Source organism: Streptomyces sp. NPDC001401, assembly GCF_042895385.1.
Taxonomy (GTDB): domain Bacteria; phylum Actinomycetota; class Actinomycetes; order Streptomycetales; family Streptomycetaceae; genus Streptomyces.
Window position 1 is genome coordinate 288,632 of sequence record NZ_JBIAWI010000006.1, and the last position, 17,173, is coordinate 305,804.

Annotated in this window: 16 protein-coding genes; 10 read left to right on the forward strand and 6 right to left on the reverse strand. The window is 70.4% G+C overall.

What is annotated here, in order from left to right; genetic code table 11:
* The first annotated feature begins 128 nt into the window (after nt 1-128).
* Complete coding sequence (locus ACFY10_RS22505) at nt 129-1,145, forward strand: GlxA family transcriptional regulator (protein WP_390667113.1); 1,017 nt, start codon at nt 129-131, stop codon at nt 1,143-1,145.
* A gap of 72 nt (nt 1,146-1,217) precedes the next feature.
* Here ACFY10_RS22505 and ACFY10_RS22510 read toward each other — a convergent pair whose 3' ends face one another.
* Complete coding sequence (locus ACFY10_RS22510) at nt 1,218-1,679, reverse strand: universal stress protein (protein ID WP_390666947.1); 462 nt, start codon at nt 1,677-1,679, stop codon at nt 1,218-1,220.
* Between the two features lie 90 nt (nt 1,680-1,769).
* Here ACFY10_RS22510 and lysX point away from each other — a divergent pair, with 90 nt between their 5' ends.
* From lysX to ACFY10_RS22525, 3 genes are all read left to right on the forward strand, one after another.
* Nucleotides 1,770-5,048 carry a bifunctional lysylphosphatidylglycerol synthetase/lysine--tRNA ligase LysX gene (gene lysX, locus ACFY10_RS22515; RefSeq protein ID WP_390666948.1) on the forward strand — a complete coding sequence of 1,093 codons (3,279 nt, stop codon included), beginning with the start codon at nt 1,770-1,772 and terminating at the stop codon, nt 5,046-5,048.
* Between the two features lie 46 nt (nt 5,049-5,094).
* Nucleotides 5,095-5,256: a zinc-binding dehydrogenase gene (locus tag ACFY10_RS22520; RefSeq protein WP_390666949.1), complete on the forward strand. Its 162-nt coding sequence runs from the start codon at nt 5,095-5,097 to the stop codon at nt 5,254-5,256.
* 154 nt (nt 5,257-5,410) lie between these two features.
* Entirely contained in the window at nt 5,411-6,259 is an 849-nt protein-coding gene (locus tag ACFY10_RS22525) for a polysaccharide deacetylase family protein (protein WP_390666950.1), read from the forward strand.
* A gap of 30 nt (nt 6,260-6,289) precedes the next feature.
* Here ACFY10_RS22525 and ACFY10_RS22530 read toward each other — a convergent pair whose 3' ends face one another.
* Nucleotides 6,290-6,964 (reverse strand): class F sortase, encoded by a 675-nt coding sequence (locus ACFY10_RS22530; RefSeq protein WP_390666951.1) that lies wholly within the window; start codon nt 6,962-6,964, stop codon nt 6,290-6,292.
* Between the two features lie 332 nt (nt 6,965-7,296).
* Between ACFY10_RS22530 and ACFY10_RS22535 the strand changes: the two genes are divergently transcribed.
* A complete protein-coding gene (locus ACFY10_RS22535) occupies nt 7,297-7,791 on the forward strand; it encodes a hypothetical protein (RefSeq protein ID WP_390666952.1) in 495 nt (164 codons plus the stop codon).
* An 84-nt stretch (nt 7,792-7,875) separates the two neighbouring features.
* Here the strand turns inward: ACFY10_RS22535 and ACFY10_RS22540 are convergent, their stop codons facing one another.
* The 3 genes from ACFY10_RS22540 to ACFY10_RS22550 all read right to left on the reverse strand — a co-directional run bounded on the left by ACFY10_RS22540 (nt 7,876) and on the right by ACFY10_RS22550 (nt 9,977).
* Nucleotides 7,876-8,430, reverse strand: a complete 555-nt coding sequence (locus ACFY10_RS22540; RefSeq protein ID WP_390666953.1) for a hypothetical protein — start codon at nt 8,428-8,430, stop codon at nt 7,876-7,878.
* A gap of 202 nt (nt 8,431-8,632) precedes the next feature.
* On the reverse strand, nt 8,633-9,397 hold the full coding sequence (locus ACFY10_RS22545; RefSeq protein ID WP_390666954.1) for a DUF4239 domain-containing protein: 765 nt from the start codon (nt 9,395-9,397) through the stop codon (nt 8,633-8,635).
* A gap of 16 nt (nt 9,398-9,413) precedes the next feature.
* On the reverse strand, nt 9,414-9,977 hold the full coding sequence (locus tag ACFY10_RS22550) for a hypothetical protein (protein WP_390666955.1): 564 nt from the start codon (nt 9,975-9,977) through the stop codon (nt 9,414-9,416).
* Nucleotides 9,978-10,250: 273 nt separating this feature from the next.
* Here ACFY10_RS22550 and ACFY10_RS22555 point away from each other — a divergent pair, with 273 nt between their 5' ends.
* From ACFY10_RS22555 to ACFY10_RS22575, 5 genes are all read left to right on the forward strand, one after another.
* Entirely contained in the window at nt 10,251-11,210 is a 960-nt protein-coding gene (locus ACFY10_RS22555) for an SCO0930 family lipoprotein (protein WP_390666956.1), read from the forward strand.
* Nucleotides 11,211-11,512: 302 nt separating this feature from the next.
* The gene (locus ACFY10_RS22560; RefSeq protein WP_390666957.1) at nt 11,513-12,325 is read left to right on the forward strand and encodes an SAM-dependent methyltransferase; all 813 of its coding nucleotides are present in this window, start codon (nt 11,513-11,515) and stop codon (nt 12,323-12,325) included.
* A complete protein-coding gene (locus ACFY10_RS22565) occupies nt 12,322-14,457 on the forward strand; it encodes a putative bifunctional diguanylate cyclase/phosphodiesterase (RefSeq protein WP_390666958.1) in 2,136 nt (711 codons plus the stop codon). The genes ACFY10_RS22560 and ACFY10_RS22565 overlap by 4 nt, the downstream gene beginning before the upstream one ends.
* Nucleotides 14,458-14,683: 226 nt before the next feature.
* A complete protein-coding gene (locus ACFY10_RS22570) occupies nt 14,684-14,983 on the forward strand; it encodes a hypothetical protein (RefSeq protein WP_390666959.1) in 300 nt (99 codons plus the stop codon).
* Entirely contained in the window at nt 14,980-16,212 is a 1,233-nt protein-coding gene (locus ACFY10_RS22575) for a hypothetical protein (protein WP_390666960.1), read from the forward strand. The genes ACFY10_RS22570 and ACFY10_RS22575 overlap by 4 nt, the downstream gene beginning before the upstream one ends.
* Before the next feature lie 40 nt (nt 16,213-16,252).
* Here ACFY10_RS22575 and ACFY10_RS22580 read toward each other — a convergent pair whose 3' ends face one another.
* Nucleotides 16,253-16,927 carry a hypothetical protein gene (locus ACFY10_RS22580; RefSeq protein ID WP_390666961.1) on the reverse strand — a complete coding sequence of 225 codons (675 nt, stop codon included), beginning with the start codon at nt 16,925-16,927 and terminating at the stop codon, nt 16,253-16,255.
* Between the last annotated feature and the right edge of the window lie 246 nt (nt 16,928-17,173).

The following is a 17,173-nucleotide window of genomic DNA, read 5'->3' on the forward strand; positions in this document are numbered from 1 at the left end:
TTGAAGGGGGTGTTCAACAGACTGTTGAACGCCCATGCGACGCTATGGCGCGAACCGGGGTGTCGGCAATGACGCACTGCTTGCAGAAACCGACACCCCCGTCCGTGAGCGAAATCGGGGGTTACAGGGTGGGGACCGTCAACCGGTTGATCGTGATCGTGCTGTTCGAAGGCGTCGACCTCCTCGACGTCACCGGCCCACCGGAGGTGTTCTCCCTCGTCCCGCGCGAAACCACGGAGGGAGTCGGCCACGAGGTCGTGCTGGCCGCCGAGACGCAGGCGCCGGTGACGACGGCGGCCGGTGTGCGGATCCTGCCCGACACCACGCTTCACGACGTCGGCCCGCGGGCGATCGACACGCTGCTGGTGCCCGGCTCCGTCGAGGTCGACAGCGAGCGCCGCATCCACCCCATCACCGAGCCCGGCACGGTGGCCTGGGTGAAAGCGCTGGCTCCCCGCGCCCGGCGCGTGGCCTCGGTGTGCGTCGGTGCGCACATCCTCGCCGCCGCGGGACTCCTCGACGGCAAGCGCGCCACCACGCACTGGTCGACCGCGCAGCGGCTCGCCGCCGACCATCCGGCGGTGCGGGTCGACCCGGATCCGATCTTCATCCGCGAGGCGGGCGGGGTCTGGACCGGCGCGGGGATCAGCGCCTGCCTCGACCTGTCCCTCGCTCTGGTCGCCGAGGACTTCGGAGAGCAGGTCGCGCTGCGCGTCGCCCGCCGGCTCGTGATGTACCTGAAACGGCCCGGCGGACAGTCCCAGTTCAGCGTGCCGTTGGAACAGGTGTCCACGACACGGCGCATCGAGGACCTGCGGCATCACATCCTCAGCCACCTCGACCAGCGCCTCACGGTCCCGGACCTGGCCGCGTACGCGCATGTCAGTGACCGGCAGCTGACCCGGATCTTCAGGGCCGAACTCGGCACGACGCCGCACGCCTACATCGAGTCGGCCCGGGTCGAGATGGCGGGCAATCTGCTGGAGACCACCGACGACACCCTGGAACGCGTCGCCTCCGTATGCGGGTTCGGCACCGTCGACACGCTCATCCGGGCGTTCCGCCGCCGCCTGGCCACGACGCCGAGCGAGTACCGGGCCAGGTTCCGTGTTGCCCCGTCCCGGAGGAGGTCCGACACGGTGTGATCACGGGTTCCGGCAGGTACCGGCCCCGACGGCCGCGAAACCCGAACGGAACCCGATCCCGCCACCTCTCGGCTACGGCACCACCGTCACCGGCCACCGCCCCGCCTTCACCAGCCGCACCGCCACCGACCCCACGATCCGGTGCCCGGCCTGCTCGGACGCGCCCACCACCACCGCGTCCGCCTTCAGCTCGTCCGCCGCCTTCACCAGGCCGCTGTAGGGGTCGCCGCGGAACGTGTGGAACTCCCAGCGGACCTCGAATATCCCCTTGAGGCGCTCGGTCGCGTCCCGGATGTAGGTCTTGAGGTCCTCGGCGATCTCGTCCGTCGTCTCGGCGACCGGCGCCCCCATCGCCGCGCCCGCGGCCATCACCGGCTGCACATAGACGACGGCGAGCAGCGCGTGCTGGCGCCTGGCCAGGCCACCGGCATATGCCGCGGCGCGCATCGAGGAGTCGGAGCCGTCCACGCCGACCACGATGACCTTGGGCCCGTCCGTGCCCCGCTCGAACTGGTGGGAGTGCTGTTCCGTCACGGCTGTGAGGCTATCGGAAACCGCAGGTCCCGCCGCCATGCGGGACCTCTCGACGGGCGAGGCGGCCCAGCCCTTCCTACAGTCGGAACCATGAGTGCCACAGTGGAGGCCTCCCCGCCCAAGGACACCACGGGCCCGATACGGCCGCCCGGAACCGGGCCGATGAGCAAGGTGCCCGAGGTCTTCGCGGCCTTCTTCGGCGCCCTCGGCCTGCTCTGCGGCCTGCTGGCGCTCATCCCACCGCTGCGTGTACTGCTGCGCCCGGTGGTCCGCTTCCTCGACCTGCTCATCGTCCCGGTCAGCGCCAACCTCGCCTACGCCGTCTTCCTCTTCCTGCTCGCAGCCGCGACCGCAGCCCGGAAGAAAATCGCCTGGTGGCTGGTAGTCGTCTATCTCGGCCTGCTGGTCCTCGACGACATCCTCGGCGTGGCGCTGGGCCTGTATGCCGAGTCCGTCCCGTCCCTCGTCGTCTGCTCTCTCGCACTGGCCCTGCTGATCGTCGCCCGCAAGGAGTTCTACGCCGCCTCCCGCCGCGCCGCCGTGCGCCGTGCCCTCGTGGTGCTGCTGGCCGGGATCGCCGTCGGCATCCTCGTCGGCTGGGGGCTGGTCGAGCTGTTCCCCGGCACGCTGCCACACGGCCAGCGCCTGCCGTGGGCCGCCAACCGCGTCTGCGGCGGCCTGGTCTCGGGGCGTTCCTTCGACGGCCGCCCGCCCCGCGCCCTGTTCTTCCTGCTCGGCCTCTTCGGCGCGCTCGCCCTGCTCAACGCCGCCGCCACCCTGTTCCGTTCGCAGCGTCTGGAAGGCGCCCTGCACGGCGACGAGGAGCCCCGCATCCGCGCCCTTCTGGGGGCCTACGGCGAGCAGGACTCCCTCGGCTACTTCGCCACCCGCCGCGACAAGGCCGTCGTCTTCTCGCCCAGCGGCAAGGCCGCCGTCACCTACCGCGTCGAGGCCGGCGTCTGCCTCGCCAGCGGCGACCCCGTCGGCGACCGCGAGGCCTGGCCGCACGCCATCGCCGCCTGGCTGGACGTGGCCCGCCGGCACGCCTGGGCGCCCGCCGCGATGGGCGCCTCCGAGGACGGCGCCAAGGCCTTCGCCCGCGCCGGACTCGGCGCGCTCCAACTCGGCGACGAGGCGATCCTGCACGTGCCCGACTTCGACCTCGACGGCCGCGACATGCGGGTCACCCGGCAGGCCGTGCACCGCGTGCGCCGCACCGGCGCCCACTGCCGCATCCGCCGTCACGCCACCCTCACCGACGAGGAGATGGAGGAGGTGATCGACAAGGCCGACGCCTGGCGCGACACCGAGACCGAACGCGGCTTCTCCATGGCCCTGGACCGCCTCGGCGACCCGGCCGACGGCGACTGTCTCCTCGTAGAAGCCCTCAGCGAGGACGGCCGCCTGCTCGCGCTGCTCTCCTTCGTACCCTGGGGCCGCGACGGCGTCTCCCTCGACCTGATGCGCCGTGACCGCAGCGCACCCAACGGCGTCATGGAGTTCATGGTCGCCGAACTGTGCGCCGCGGCACCGAAGTTGGGGGTCCGCAGAATCTCGTTGAACTTCGCAGTCTTCCGCTCGGCCTTCGAGGAGGGCGCCCGCATCGGCGCCGGCCCGGTGCTGCGTCTGTGGCGGCGCCTGCTGCTGTTCTTCTCCCGCTGGTGGCAGCTGGAGGCGCTGTACCGCTCCAACGCCAAGTACCAGCCGGAGTGGTACCCGCGCTTCATCTGCTACGGCGACACCGGCTCCCTCGCCCGCATCGGCCTGGCCTCCGGAATCGCCGAAGGTTTCGTTTCGGTACCGTCCTTGCGCAAACTCTGGGGAAAGGGGCACCCGAAGGGCGCGTCCAGGCCCGCGACCACCGAGGGCCTGCCGTCGCTGTCGGCGCTCGGCCTCGACGGAGGGGGCGAGGCCGGGCCCGACGATTCCCTGGTCGGCCTGCCCGAACAGGTCCGCATCCGGCACGGCACCCTCGACCGGCTGCGCGCCGAGGGCACCGACCCCTACCCGGTCGTCATCCCGCGGCGCACCCACGCCCTCGCCGACGTCCGCGAGGGCGAGCAGGTCACCGTCGCCGGCCGGGTCATGCTGGTGCGCGACTTCGGCGGCATCGTCTTCCTCACCCTCCGCGACTGGTCCGGCGATCACCAACTCGCCCTCACCCGCGAGGAGTCCGGGCCCGCCCTCGCCCGCTTCACCGCCGACACGGACATCGGCGACCACATCACCGCCACGGGACGGGCCGGCGTGAGCGACAAGGGCGAACCGACCGTCTTCGTCACCTCCTGGCAGCTCATCGGCAAGTGCCTGCGTCCGCTGCCCGACAAACGCCGCGGTCTGGCCGACCCGGAGGCCAAGGTCCGCATGCGCTACCTCGACCTGGTCTCCAGCCCCGACGCCCGCACGGTGATCCGCGCCCGCTCCACCGCCGTACAGGCCCTGCGCCAGGGCCTGCTGGAGCGCGGCTACCTCGAGGTCGAGACACCGATGCTGCAGCAGATCCACGGCGGCGCCAACGCCCGCCCCTTCACCACCCATATCAACGCCTACGACCTCGACCTGTACCTGCGCATCGCACCCGAGCTGTACCTGAAGCGGCTGTGCGTCGGCGGCCTGGAGAAGGTCTTCGAGATGGGCCGCACCTTCCGCAACGAGGGCGTCTCCTACAAGCACAACCCCGAGTTCACGATGCTGGAGGCCTACCAGGCGTTCGCCGACTACGACGTGATGCTCGACCTCACCCGCGAACTGATCCAGGGCGCGGCCACCGCCGCCTTCGGTGCGCCGATCGCCCGCAAGGACGGCAAGGAGCACGACATCTCGGGCGCGTGGCCGGTCAAGACGGTGTACGGCGCTATCTCGGAGGCGCTGGGGGAGGAGGTGGACGCGGACACGGAGCTGCCGACGCTGCACAGGCTGTGCGACCGCGCCGGTGTGCCGTACACGCCGGACGACGGCCGCGGCGACGTCGTACTCGAAATGTATGAACGCCTGGTGGAGGAGAAGACCCAACTCCCCACCTTCTACAAGGACTTCCCGACCGACGTCTCCCCGCTCACCCGCCAGCACCGCACCGACCCCCGACTGGCCGAGCGCTGGGACCTGGTCGCCTTCGGCACCGAACTCGGCACCGCCTACTCCGAGTTGACCGACCCGGTCGAACAGCGCCGCCGCCTCACCGCCCAGTCCCTGCTCGCCGCCGGAGGAGACCCCGAGGCGATGGAACTGGACGAGGACTTCCTCGACGCCCTCGAATACGCGATGCCGCCCACCGGGGGCCTGGGCATCGGCGTCGACCGGCTGGTCATGTTCCTCACCGGCCTGACGATCCGTGAGACGCTGCCGTTCCCACTGGTACGCCGCCGCTGACCGCTCACGGCCGCGGCGGGCACAGCAGCCGCAGAAGGCGCGCTGGGTGTGCGGATCACCGGCTGCCGCTCGAGCTCCCACTGCCCTCGCCGCCACGGGCAAGCTCCGCATCACGATCGACTCCGAGATCCCGCCGGCCGAGGCCCCCGCTGCGATCGAGTGCTCCCGCTCGGGCCACGCCTGCGGCAAGTCGGTCAGCCGGCTCTGACGCGCCCCCCACCTCGCAGGGCAACTCCGCGCCTGCCGTGGGTTACCCCGCCTGTCCGGGACACGCCCGGCGGCTTGGGCCGGGCGTGTGTTTTCCTGCCGCCGCTGCGGTGTTGTTGGGGAGCGCCGGTGCTGGTTCGGGCGACTGATGAGACATGAAGAAGGATCAGTTGCTCACGAGGCGCCGGGCGTTGATCGCCGGTGCCGCCGCTCTGGGCGCGACCGGCGCCGCCGGTGTGCTTGCGTCGGGCGGGGGCGACGAGACGGTTCGGCCCGTCGCCCCCGCTCCCGCCCCCGTCCCCGCGCCCCAGGAGAGCTCCGCGCTCGAGCCGTCCGACTATCGCCTCCAGCCCCTGACCGGATACGGGCCGGCGCGCGCGGCACCTCGCAGGACCCGTGTGCGGCATCAGCCGTTTCTGCGCGTGTACGGACGCGGTCGCACCATGGTGCTGACCTTCGACGACGGGCCCGACCCCCGCTACACCCCGCACATCCTGGACACCCTGGCCGAGTACGACGTCCGCGCCATGTTCTTCGTGTGCGGGGAGATGGCCGTCGACAACCAGGACCTGCTGGCCCGGATGGCCGACGACGGCCATATCGTCGGCAACCACACCTGGACCCACCCGCTGCTGACCCGGCTGAAGCGGTCCGAGATCCGCTCCGAGATGAAACGCACCAGCGACGTCATCGAGAACGCCTACGGCGAGCGGCCCCTGTGGTTCCGCGCACCCTACGGCGCCTGGAACCGTGCGGCCTTCCAACTCGGCGCCGAGATGGGCATGGAGCCCCTCGCCTGGACGGTCGACACCCTCGACTGGACCACCCCCGGCACGGGCACCATCGTCGACCGGGTCGAAGACGGCGCCGCCCCCGGCGTCGTGGTGCTCTCGCACGACGCCGGGGGCGACCGCTCCCAGAGTGTCCGGGCCCTGCGCCACTATCTGCCGTACCTGCTGGATTCCGGCTACCACATCACCGTGCCGAGACGGCGTCACGCGTAGCCGGATTCCGCCCGCCCGGCCGGGGCACGCTCAGCGGACCTCGACCAGGCGGGCGAAGGCGACGACGTTCCCCGCGTACCCGTGCTTTTTGGAGAATCCGCCGCCGCAGGTGATGACCCGCAATTCCGCGGTGCCCTTGGAGGCGTAGACGCGGTCGCCGGGGAAGTTGTTCTTCTCGAAGACCTCGATGCCGTAGATCTCGAAGACGGCCGTCTTTCCGTCCTTGCGGGCGATCTCGACGCGATTTCCCTTCTTCAGTGCACCGAGGTTGTAGAACACCGCGGGACCCTGTTTGTTGTCGACGTGGCCGACCACCACCGCGGTGCCCTTCTCGCCGGGGGTGACGGCACCCGTGAACCAGCCGGCCAGGTTCGGGTCCTCGGGGGGCGGTGCGCCGACCCAGCCGTCCGCGGCCAGGCCGACCGGCAGGACCGGTGCGTCGACCCGGATGGTGGGGATCCTGACCCGGTCGGGCAGGGAGTACGGCAGGGGCTGGACGGTGTCGGCGGTGTCGAGGGCGGCGGGGACGCGGCTGTCCGCCGCTGCCGCAGTGGCGGGCTGCGGCGGCCCCACGTCGAACTCCCCCGAACCGTTTCGAATCAGCGCGATGCCGGTCAGCAGAACAAGCGCTATTACGCCCCAAGGGGCGCGCTTCTTCCGTCGCTCCTCCTCTTCGGCCAGTTCGGCAAGTTCGGACGCAGACATTCGTATCCCCTCTCGACGAGGCTGTCGCCGCGTCAATCGCGCATGAGGCAACGCTAGATGGCGTGTGTGAAACCGGCGACGGGGCGGATGCGAACGGGTGGCCCGCCCGACCGTGGTGCGCCATCCGAGTTGCCAGGGACAGGAAATTTCCGACGGTCGGTGACCTGCAGAGATATCTGATTATGTGCTTAATGCTCGGCGTGTCTTCTCACCGGGACGGACCATCGCCGAAATGCGGGCGCGCGCACCGCATCTGAGGGTCATTTCTGGGAGGCGCTATCTCGCCGACATTACCGGGGACGGGACCCGGGACGCCTCCCGCGGAGGATCACATGAGTACTCATCGTGCCCTGGCGGTCACTGCCGCCGCGGTCGCCGCCCTCGGCCTCGCCGCGCCGGCGGCCGTCGCGCGGGACGGTATGAACATCAACCCCAGCAACATCGTCGCCCTGCCGAGCGTCATCGCCCGCGGCGGGCAGCTGACCATCACCGTCGACGGCTGCCCGACCGGGGGCACCGCGACTTCGGACGCGTTCCCGAGCACGAACCTGACGCCGGTCGCAGGCAGCAATACGGCAAGGGGTACGGCGACGGTGAACAGGGACGCGAGAAACGGTTCGCACGCCATCACCGTCACCTGCGGCGGCAAGTCCCTGACCAACCCGGCCGCCTTCACCGTCATCGGCGGTGTCCAGGGCGGCTTCGGCGGAGGCAGCTCCAACGGGGCCACGCCGACCGACGTGGCCATCGGCGGCGGGCTCGTGGCCGCGGCCGTCATCGCCGGCGGAGCGTTCTGGCTGCGCCGGAGGTCGGAGAAGCGGATCTGACCCTCCCCCCTTCGGAGACCAGACCGCACGTCGAAGGGCCTTCGCCGCCGATCCCTGAACAGGATCCGGGGCGAAGGCCCTTTGTCAGGCACCCTCCTCGCCGCTGCGCCGGCGCGAGAGGTGGTACGCCGCGCCGACCGAGCCCGTGATGAGGGCGAGGCCCATCCCGATCTCCCTGAGGTCGAACCCGGCGATGCTGCCGCCCGCACCCGCGTGCACACCCCGGTGAGGGTGGTCCGGCACCGGGAAGGGGTCGATCGGCACCGGTGTGGGGTGGTGCGGGCGGCCGCCCACGATGGTCAGATCCGTCGACCCGCTCGCTCCGTCGCACGAGAACCTCACCCGGTACACCGCGCCCGGCTTGGCGTCCCGGTCGACCATCGCCGTCGCCCAGGACCGTCCCGGCGGAATGACGACCGTGTCGAACACCACCGACGTGACCCGCGCCGGCCCCTTGCAGTCGCCGTCCCGGTTCACATGCAACTTGACCTGGCCGCCTGCCGCGATGGTCGACGGCAGCACGCTGAATCCGAACGGCGTGATGTTGTGGCCGTCGTCTCTCGCGACGGCGGCGGGTGCGGTGACGGCGAGGGCGCTGATGCCCAGCAGAGCGGCCGAAGCAATGCGTATCGCGCGCAAGGTCGTTCCTCCGGTCCCCGAGGGGCAGCTGCGGACCCGTTCCGCTTTGGGTGTATATGCACCTCGACAAACGAAACGCTAGGAACAGGTGTCCGATCGCGCGATCGCTGTCGTGCGAATGGGGCAAACATGTGGGCCACCCAGGGGATGGCGGCGGCGTGGCGCGCGTCCCTTGGGGGCCCGTGGTGTGACGGCCTGTCGGTCAGGCCTGGATATGCGGGAAGAGGTTCAGGAAGGGGGCGGCCGAGGCCGTGATGCCGCGGGTGTAGGGCGCGTCGAAGTCCCAGATGAGGAAGAGCAGGAACGCGATCAGGGCGGAGAACAGCCCGGCGAGGACCAGTTCGCGCGTGGTGCGCCGGATCTGCAGCGCGAAGACCATGCCGATGGTGACCACGGCCCCGCCGAGCAGCCCGAACCACACCACGCCCGGCATGGTCGCCCCCATGGAGTCGGCCCGGGCGCTGCGGGCCTGGTCCGCCGCGGTGACCTGGTCCAGGAGCGGCTGGTAGGCCTGGGCCTCGAAGTCCGACTTCGGCTGGTAGTCGGTGACGTCCTGGCGGATGCGGTCGAAGAGTTCGTCGCCGCGCGGGGTGACATGCCCGTCGTCGGCCATCGTCCTCCACTCGGTGTTCACGACGTGTCCGACATAGGCGTTGACATCGTCCCGAATACGGTCACGGATGTCGGTGGGATAGACCCGCACCCGCTCCGAGATCTCGTGCAGCGCGACGGCCTCCGCCTGCACATGGTCCTGGGCGGCACTGCGCCCCTCCCACACCCCGGCGATGGCCAGGCCCAGGACGATGGCGTACACCACGCCGATCCACATCGTCATGTACTCGATGACGTCCGGGGTCTCGCTGGGGTCCTCGTCCACGGGCGCGGCCCGGTGCCGTACGAAGGTGACGATGACCACCACGGCGCAGGCGGCCAGCATCGCGAGGGTGAGAACAAGCCATTCCGGCAAGGGATGCCTCCAGGAATCAGCGCGGCCGCAGCGCGGCGACGGCGATCACGGCGGGGGCCGTGATGAGCAGGACATAGGTGACGGGTGAAGGCCCGCCGTGCGGCGGCCGTTCGGGCACCGGCGCCCGGTAGCGCGGGTAGGTCACCCGGGCCATGAGCGGATGCAGGGCGGGCTTGGCCGACGGCTTCGGGGAAGGAGCCGGGGCCGGAGCGGGCGGGGGAGTCGGGCTCGGGCGAGGCGCCGCGGGGCGCGGAGCGGGCGGGGCAGGCGGCGGCGGTTCGGGCTTCGGCGTCGGCTTCGGAGCGGGGGCGGGCGGCGGAGGCTTCGGTTCCGGCGGTGCGGGCCTGGGTGTCGGCGTCGGCGTCGGCGTGGGTTCGGGGCACAGCGGCGGAGTCGGCCAGGCGGGGTCTCCGGCGACCGCCACCGCCACCGCCCGGGTGCCGTCCGGGCCGGTCGAGGCATACGCGCAGGCGTCGGCCGTCGCGGTGCCTGCCGGTGCTCCCACCAGAAGCCAGATCAGCGTCGCCAGTGCCAACGCCCTTGCGGCGATGGCGGTTTGGGTCGGTTCGGGTCCATGCACGACCAAGATCCTGAGCCCTGCTGCGCCGGGGCGCGCCCGAGCGCGCCCGGGATTGGCACGAACGGGGGACGGGGGGCGTACGGCGGTTTGATCGGCAGGCACCCGGGCGTACGACGATGCGCACGCGTGTGCGAGATGGCGCGCCGGTGCCACAGGTTCCGGAAAGAAATTTGTGAGGCGGTTGAACACAACCGCTGGTCCCATTCGTACCCATGCTCGTGCGGCGACGCAGCAGGGCGCTGCAACACCTTTTGGGATAATGGGGAGTTGACGATGAAGACCTCCTGGCGGAGCGCCTCACTCGTGGCAAGCGCTGCGGCTGTACTGGCGCTGACGACGGCGTGCGGTCAGGAAAGCGGCACGTCGTCGGTGGGCAGCCAGAACGTGGGCGCCACGGCCGCGGCGGGCGATTACGGCAGCGTGGGCGCCGGCGCGAGTGCGAGCGCCAGCCCCAGCAACGGCTACGGGGCCGACGGGCAGAACTCCGGGGCCCAGTCCTCGGCCGCGGGCAAGCTTGCCGTCACCCAGAACGCCGAGCTCGGCAAGGTGCTGACCGACGGCACCGGCCTGACGCTCTACCGCTTCGACGAGGACACCGCCGAGCCGCCCAAGTCCAGCTGCGACGGCGACTGTGCCAAGACCTGGCCGCCGGTTCCCGCGGACGACGCCACGGCCGGCGCCGGCATCGACAAGGCCCTGCTCGGCGAGGTCACCCGGTCCGACGGCAGCAAGCAGCTGACCATCGGCGGCTGGCCGGCGTACCGCTATGCGAAGGACACCAAGTCCGGGGACATCGCCGGTCAGGGCGTGGGCGGCAAGTGGTTCGCGCTTGCCCCCGACGGCAAGAAGGCCACCCTTGCGAGCCTGCCGGGCCTGTCCGTCCGCAAGGATCCCAAGCTCGGTGACATCGTCGTCGACAAGAACGGCAGGACGGTCTACCGCTTCCTGAAGGACGTGGCCTGGCCGAAGCCGATCTCCAACTGCACCGGTTCCTGCCTGGAGAAGTGGCCGGCGGTCGGGATCGTCTCGCCGGACGACACCAAGGGCATCGAGAAGAAGGGCCTGATGGGCTTCACCCGGCCCGACGGCGTCAAGCAGATGACCGTCGACTGCTGGCCGGCGTACACCTTCTCCGGGGACACCAAGCCGGGGGACACCAACGGGCAGGGTGTCGGCGGCACCTGGTACGTCATGGCCCCCTCCGGAAAGCCGATCGGCGCGCCGAAGAAGTAGGCATCACCTCCCCAGGGTTGATCGCACCCCGACGCGCGCACGATCGCAGGTCCGCCCCCTCCGCACCGCACGGAGGGGGCGGACCGCTTTGTGCTGCTGCCGTTTTGCCGCTGGGGTCCGGGGGCCCGCGGCGGAGCCGCTGATGTCACAGCCCCAGGGAAGGCGCACTACCGGGCGAATGCGGCAAGTGCCGCAGGCAGTGACCGGGAACGGACGGTCAATTTCCGTTTGGGCTCGCCCCGTTGGCAGGCGATCAGTAGCCTCAGCTCGAACACCGGATCGCCTACGCCTTGGAGAGATAGATGGAGCGTCCCGCCTGGGCCCCACGAAGCATCGACATCTCGGTGCCCAGTGTCTCGCGGATCTACGACTACTACCTGGGCGGCTCGCACAACTTCGAGGTCGACCGGGAAGCGGCCCGCAAGGCGATGGAGTTCATGCCGGGACTTCCGAAGATCATGCAGGCGAACCGGGCGTTCATGCGCCGCGCGGTGCGCTTCGCGGCCGGCGAGGGCATCGACCAGTTCCTGGACGTCGGATCCGGGATCCCCACCTTCGGAAACGTGCACGAGGTGGCGCAGTCGGAGAACTCCGGCGCGCGCGTGGTGTACGTCGACCACGACCCGGTCGCCGTCGCACACAGCCAGGCGGTTCTCGCGGGCAACGACGGCGCGGGAGTCGTCGCCGCCGACCTCCGCAAGCCCCGGGAGATCCTCGCGAGCGCCGAAGTGGAGCGCCTGATCGACCTGAACCGGCCAGTGGCGCTGCTTCTCGTTGCCATACTGCACTTCGTGGAAGACGCGGACGACCCGTACGAGGCGGTGGCCGAGTTGCGCGACGCACTCGCGCCGGGCAGCCTGCTCGTCCTCACGCATGCCTCGTACGAGGGAATCCCGCTGCCGGCGGAGCGGGCCGAGGGCGCGGTGGACGTGTACAAGGACATCCGCAACCCGCTGATCATGCGCTCGCGCGAGGAGATCGCGCGGTTCTTCGAGGGGTACGACATGGTGGAACCGGGATTGGTGCCGCCGCCGTTGTGGCGGCCGCAGGAGGCGCCGGAGGACGAGGATCCCTATGCCTTCTCCGGGTTCGCCGGCGTGGGGCGTACGGCGTGAGTGGGGAGCCGGACGGGCAGCAGGACAGACTGCGCAGGTTCGCGACGATCTGGAGCCGGGCGGTGTTCCCGGTGACCTCGACGTCGCTGACCCGGCCGGAGTTCGAGGAGCAACTCCTGCCGCTGGCCCGGCGGTTGAGCCAGGCGCTGCACACCCGCATCCTCGACGCGGACGAGGGCAGGGCGGTCGGTGCCGCCCTCGTCGCCGCGCACTGCACCGACCCGGACGCCCTCACCCGCACCCTGGACTGCGTCGACGCCTACCTGGTGCTCTACTGCGGTGAGGACGGCGACCAGGAGGAACTGCGGGCGCGCTCCTCGCGGTTGCAGCACGCCATGGCCGCCGGGTTCGCCGAGGCGCTGCGCGAGCGGACGCTGGCCGAGCAGGAGGCGATCTCCGCGGCCGCCCTCCAGGCGCAGGGCGTCGTGGCGCAGGCGCTGCACGCGACCGAGGCCCGCTTCCGCGCGGTCTTCGAGGGCGCGGCCATAGGAATCGGCATCGCCGACCTGGAGGGCAACATCCTCCAGGTCAACGGCGCGCTGCTGCGCATGTTCGGTATCACGGACCTGGTGGCCCACGGCCGCAAGGTCCAGGAATGGACCCACCCCGAGGACGCGCCGCAGACCTGGAAGCTCTACGAGGAGCTCGTCCGCGGCGAGCGCGAGCACTACCACGTCGAAAAGGCCTTCTACCGCCCGGACGGAACGGTCCTGTGGACCAACCTGACGGTCTCCCTCCTGCGCGACCCGGACGGCAACCCGCAGTACCAGCTCGCCCTCATGGAGGACACCACCGAGCGGCGGCTGCTCAACCTCCGGCTGCGCTACGAGGCCACGCACGACGCGCTCACCGGCCTGCCCAACCGCACCTTCTTCTTCGAACGCCTGGAGAAGGCGCTGGGCGCGGGCCGGGGCCAGCGCTACGGCCTGTGCTACCTGGACCTGGACGGCTTCAAGACCATCAACGACAGCCTCGGCCACGCGGCCGGCGACCGGCTGCTCGTCGAGGTCGCCGACCGGCTGCAGGCGTGTGCCACCGCGCCCGGCGAGATGGTCGCCCGGCTCGGCGGCGACGAGTTCGTGGCGCTGACCACCGGCGCCGACACCGAGCGCGAGGTCGACGAGCTCGCCGCCCGCATCATGAACGCCCTGATCGCCCCGATCAGCATCGACGGCCGGGAACTGACCGTGCGCGGCAGCATCGGCATCGTCGAGGGCCCGGCGGGCGAGCGCAGCCCGGCGGAGGTGCTGCGCAGCGCCGACATCACCATGTACCGGGCCAAGTCGGCGGGCGGCAACCGCTTCGAGCTCGCCGACGAGGAGGCCGACGCCCGCGCCATCACCCGGCACGGCCTGACCACCGCGCTGCCGGCGGCCCTGGACCGGGGCGAGTTCTTCATCGAGTACCAGCCGCTGGTCCACCTCGGCGACGGCAGTGTGCGCGGCGCCGAGGCCCTGGTGCGCTGGCTGCACCCGCAGCACGGCATCCTCGGCCCGGACCGCTTCATCCCGCTCGCCGAACACACCGGCCTGATCGTGCCGCTGGGCCGCTGGGTCCTGGAACAGTCCGTCCGCCAGGCCCGCGAATGGCGAGAACGCTACGACGATGCGGGCCCCCTCCGCATCAACGTCAACCTCTCGCCCTGCCAGCTCACCCATCCCGGCCTGGTCCAGGACACGGTCGACATCCTCGAGCGCGCGGGCGTCGAGCCGGACGCGCTCTGCCTGGAGGTCACCGAGTCGGCGCTGATCGGCGCGGACGACGACCTCCTCAAGCCCCTGCGCCGCCTGGCCGAGATGGGCGTCGACATCGCCCTCGACGACTTCGGCACCGGCTACTCGAACCTGGCGAACCTGCGCCGCCTCCCGGTCAGCATCCTCAAGCTGGACCGCTCCTTCACCCAGAGCATGCAGCAGTTCCCGGCGGACCCCGTCGACCTCAAAATCGTCGAAGGGATCGTTTCTCTCGCCCACAGCCTCGACCTCGCGGTGACGGTGGAGGGCGTGGAAACCGGCGCCCAGGCCGAGCAGTTGCGGATACTGGGCTGCGACACGGCCCAGGGCTGGTACTACGCCCGCCCGGGCCCACCGGACCGGCTGCACGAACTGGCGCTGGTGGACGCGACGGGCTGACGTACCCACGGGCACACAGGGACGGATGCCGGAGACCGGCCCTGTGAACAGTGCTTACTGACGGGTTCTGGTCGTACGAGGGGGCAGGGCCTGTCAGTCTGTATGCGTGGCGGCGGACGGGCTGGTTTTTCATGTACTGCCGGACGGCGGGGACGAGCGGGGGAGCAGTTTCACGCTGCCTGCGACGTGGCTCGATTCGAGCGTCGGAGGACCTGTCGACGTACATGTGACGACGCTTGTGCCCGGATCCGTGCGGGGCAACCACTTCCACAAAGCGCGCCGGGAGTTGCTGCTCGTTGTGCATCAGGGGGCGTGGTCGGCGCACTGGGACGAGGGCGGCGACGGCACGCCCGTTCACAGCCGAGTGTTCGAGGGGCACGGGGCGGTGCTCATCGAGGTTCCCCCGTTGGTCTCGCACGCGGTGCGCAACGACGGCTCCGTCAGCCTGCAGATCACCGCACTGTGCGACGGCCCCTACGACCCGGCCGCACCTGACGCGTACGCAAGGAGAGTGGTGGCCGGATGAGGCCGTCGTCGGCGGTGCGGTTCGCGACGTTCTGTCACATCAGCGAGCTGGGTGCACCGGGGTACCGGGAACTGCACCGGATGCTTGCCGCCAGTAGTCCTTTGACCTTGTGGGCGCCGTCCAGTGTGCTGCTGCAGGACCGGGACTGCCGGATCACGCCGGCCCGGTTCGTCGAGTACGTCGAGAACGGGCACATACGAATCGTCGCGCGGCGCAAGTGGCTGATCGACCGCGAGGCCCGTGACAACCACCCATGGCCGGGGGCCCGTTGGGACACGACCGTCGACGGGGCGATCCGCAGCATCATGGAGGACGACCTCTCGATCGCGGACCGGAGCCTGCGCCGTGTCGTGGCTGCCGACGACGAGCAGGGCTGGGAGTTCGCGGAGGCGGCCGTCGAGGAGGATCCGGAGGGCACGCGCGAGTGGGCGAGGCTGCTGGCGTCGGACGAGGCCGAACACGTCGTCCCGCCCGGCACCTTGGAGACCGCTCGGAGGGTCGGGGGCGACGATCCGCACCGGCAGGTCGTCGCCGTTCTGCGTGACGCCTACAACCACGGCCACGCGGTGCGTGAATCGGACGCGGACATCCCCTTTCTGATGCGCAGCACGGACCAGGCGTTCATCACCCGGATCGCTTCGATGTCGTGCCCGCCACCGCTGCCGCACCTGCCGCAACCCGCACAGCCTGCCGGCGTTTCCACGCTGCCCGTCGGAATCGCCGACGTCACCGGACAACTCCTCGACGTCCTGCGCAGCCTCGAGACGAGACGGACCGACGTCGGGAAATTCGTCGGGACCACGGAGCACGCCGCTCTGGTCGCCTGGGTGGCCGCGGTCTGTGAACGCGTCAAGACCCAGGGCGTGGCCGCGGCGAACGTGGACGTCGCCCGGGAACTCGCCGCGCAGCTCGCCCGGGGTGGTTTTCCGGGGCTCAGACTGTCCGAGCTGGGTCGCCGCTGGACGGCCGGCGAAGCAGCGGCCGCGGCCGTCGCGAGCCTGGACCTGTGGCTCACCCTCAACCCGCTGGTCACCGGCTCGCCGGGCGTGAACGACCTCCTCGGCATGCTGACCGCCGCGTTCCCCGTCGGCCGTGGACTGTGCAAACGAGTGGGCCTGGTACCGGGCTTGTTCGAGGGCGAGCAGTGGCCCTTCCTGTACGCCGGGCGGAAAGCCACCCGGCGCTCGGTACCGGCAGTGGTGGCGCAGCTGGACGAACCGGCGGGCTGAGTTGCCGGACCGCTCGTCCGCCTGGCCCGGACGGGCCGGATCAGCGGTCGCGGGTGAAGAGCTTGCCCTCGGTGGAGCCCGTGGAGCACAGCTTCTTCTCCGCGGACGTCATCTTGCGGGACTTGACCACGACCGCGTTGTGCATGCCGTCCGTGCCGTTGGGGGCAGGGCCGGTGATCACGTCGGGTACGAACCAGTAGTAGTGGCCCCACTTGGGGTCGTCGTAGTGCGTCTGCCAGGTGCCGGTTATCTGCTGCATCACCTGGGCGCGGGAGACCCAACCCACCTCTCCCGGCTGCACGTTCACGGTGAAGGTACTCGTCTCCGTGTGCGAACTCGACCATGTGTAGTTGTACGTCGCCGTCACACTGGCGGTGATGATGCCTTCGATGCCTCCGCCGACGGTGATGGAACCTCCGACGGACTGGGAGGAGCCCACGGTGTCGGCCCAGGACATCGACTGGGAGGCGGCCGAGGTGGTGCAGTTGTAGAGCAGTTCGGACACCTGGCGAGGCTCACCGAGGTAGGCCCGCCCGATCTGCGGGGAGTTGAAGCTGCACTTTCCTGCTCCGGAAGCGCAGTCGGCCATGATCTGCTCCGCGGTCGGCTGGTCCTCGGCCGCTGCGGGCACGGCCGCCGTCGCGATCGTTCCGAGCGCGGTCGCCGTCACCGCCAGCAGCTGGCCGCCGTAGCGCAGTGCGCGGTTCATCGTCATCGTTGGTGCCTCTCACCGTACGTGGGGGGACGGTCAGCACGCTGCGCCCGGTTCTGGCGGGGCTGCGGTCACCGCCTGGTGCCCATGAGGCTCACGTAAACGAGGGTCCAACTACACCAAGAAGAGGCAAAGTTGTAGTTGATCGTGGAATTGATGACCAATCAATTTCTTTTCGGACAGCTTCCTTTCGGGCAACTCGATTTGGTATTTGTGCGCATGATGGGCTGTGAGTGAGTTTCCTACGAC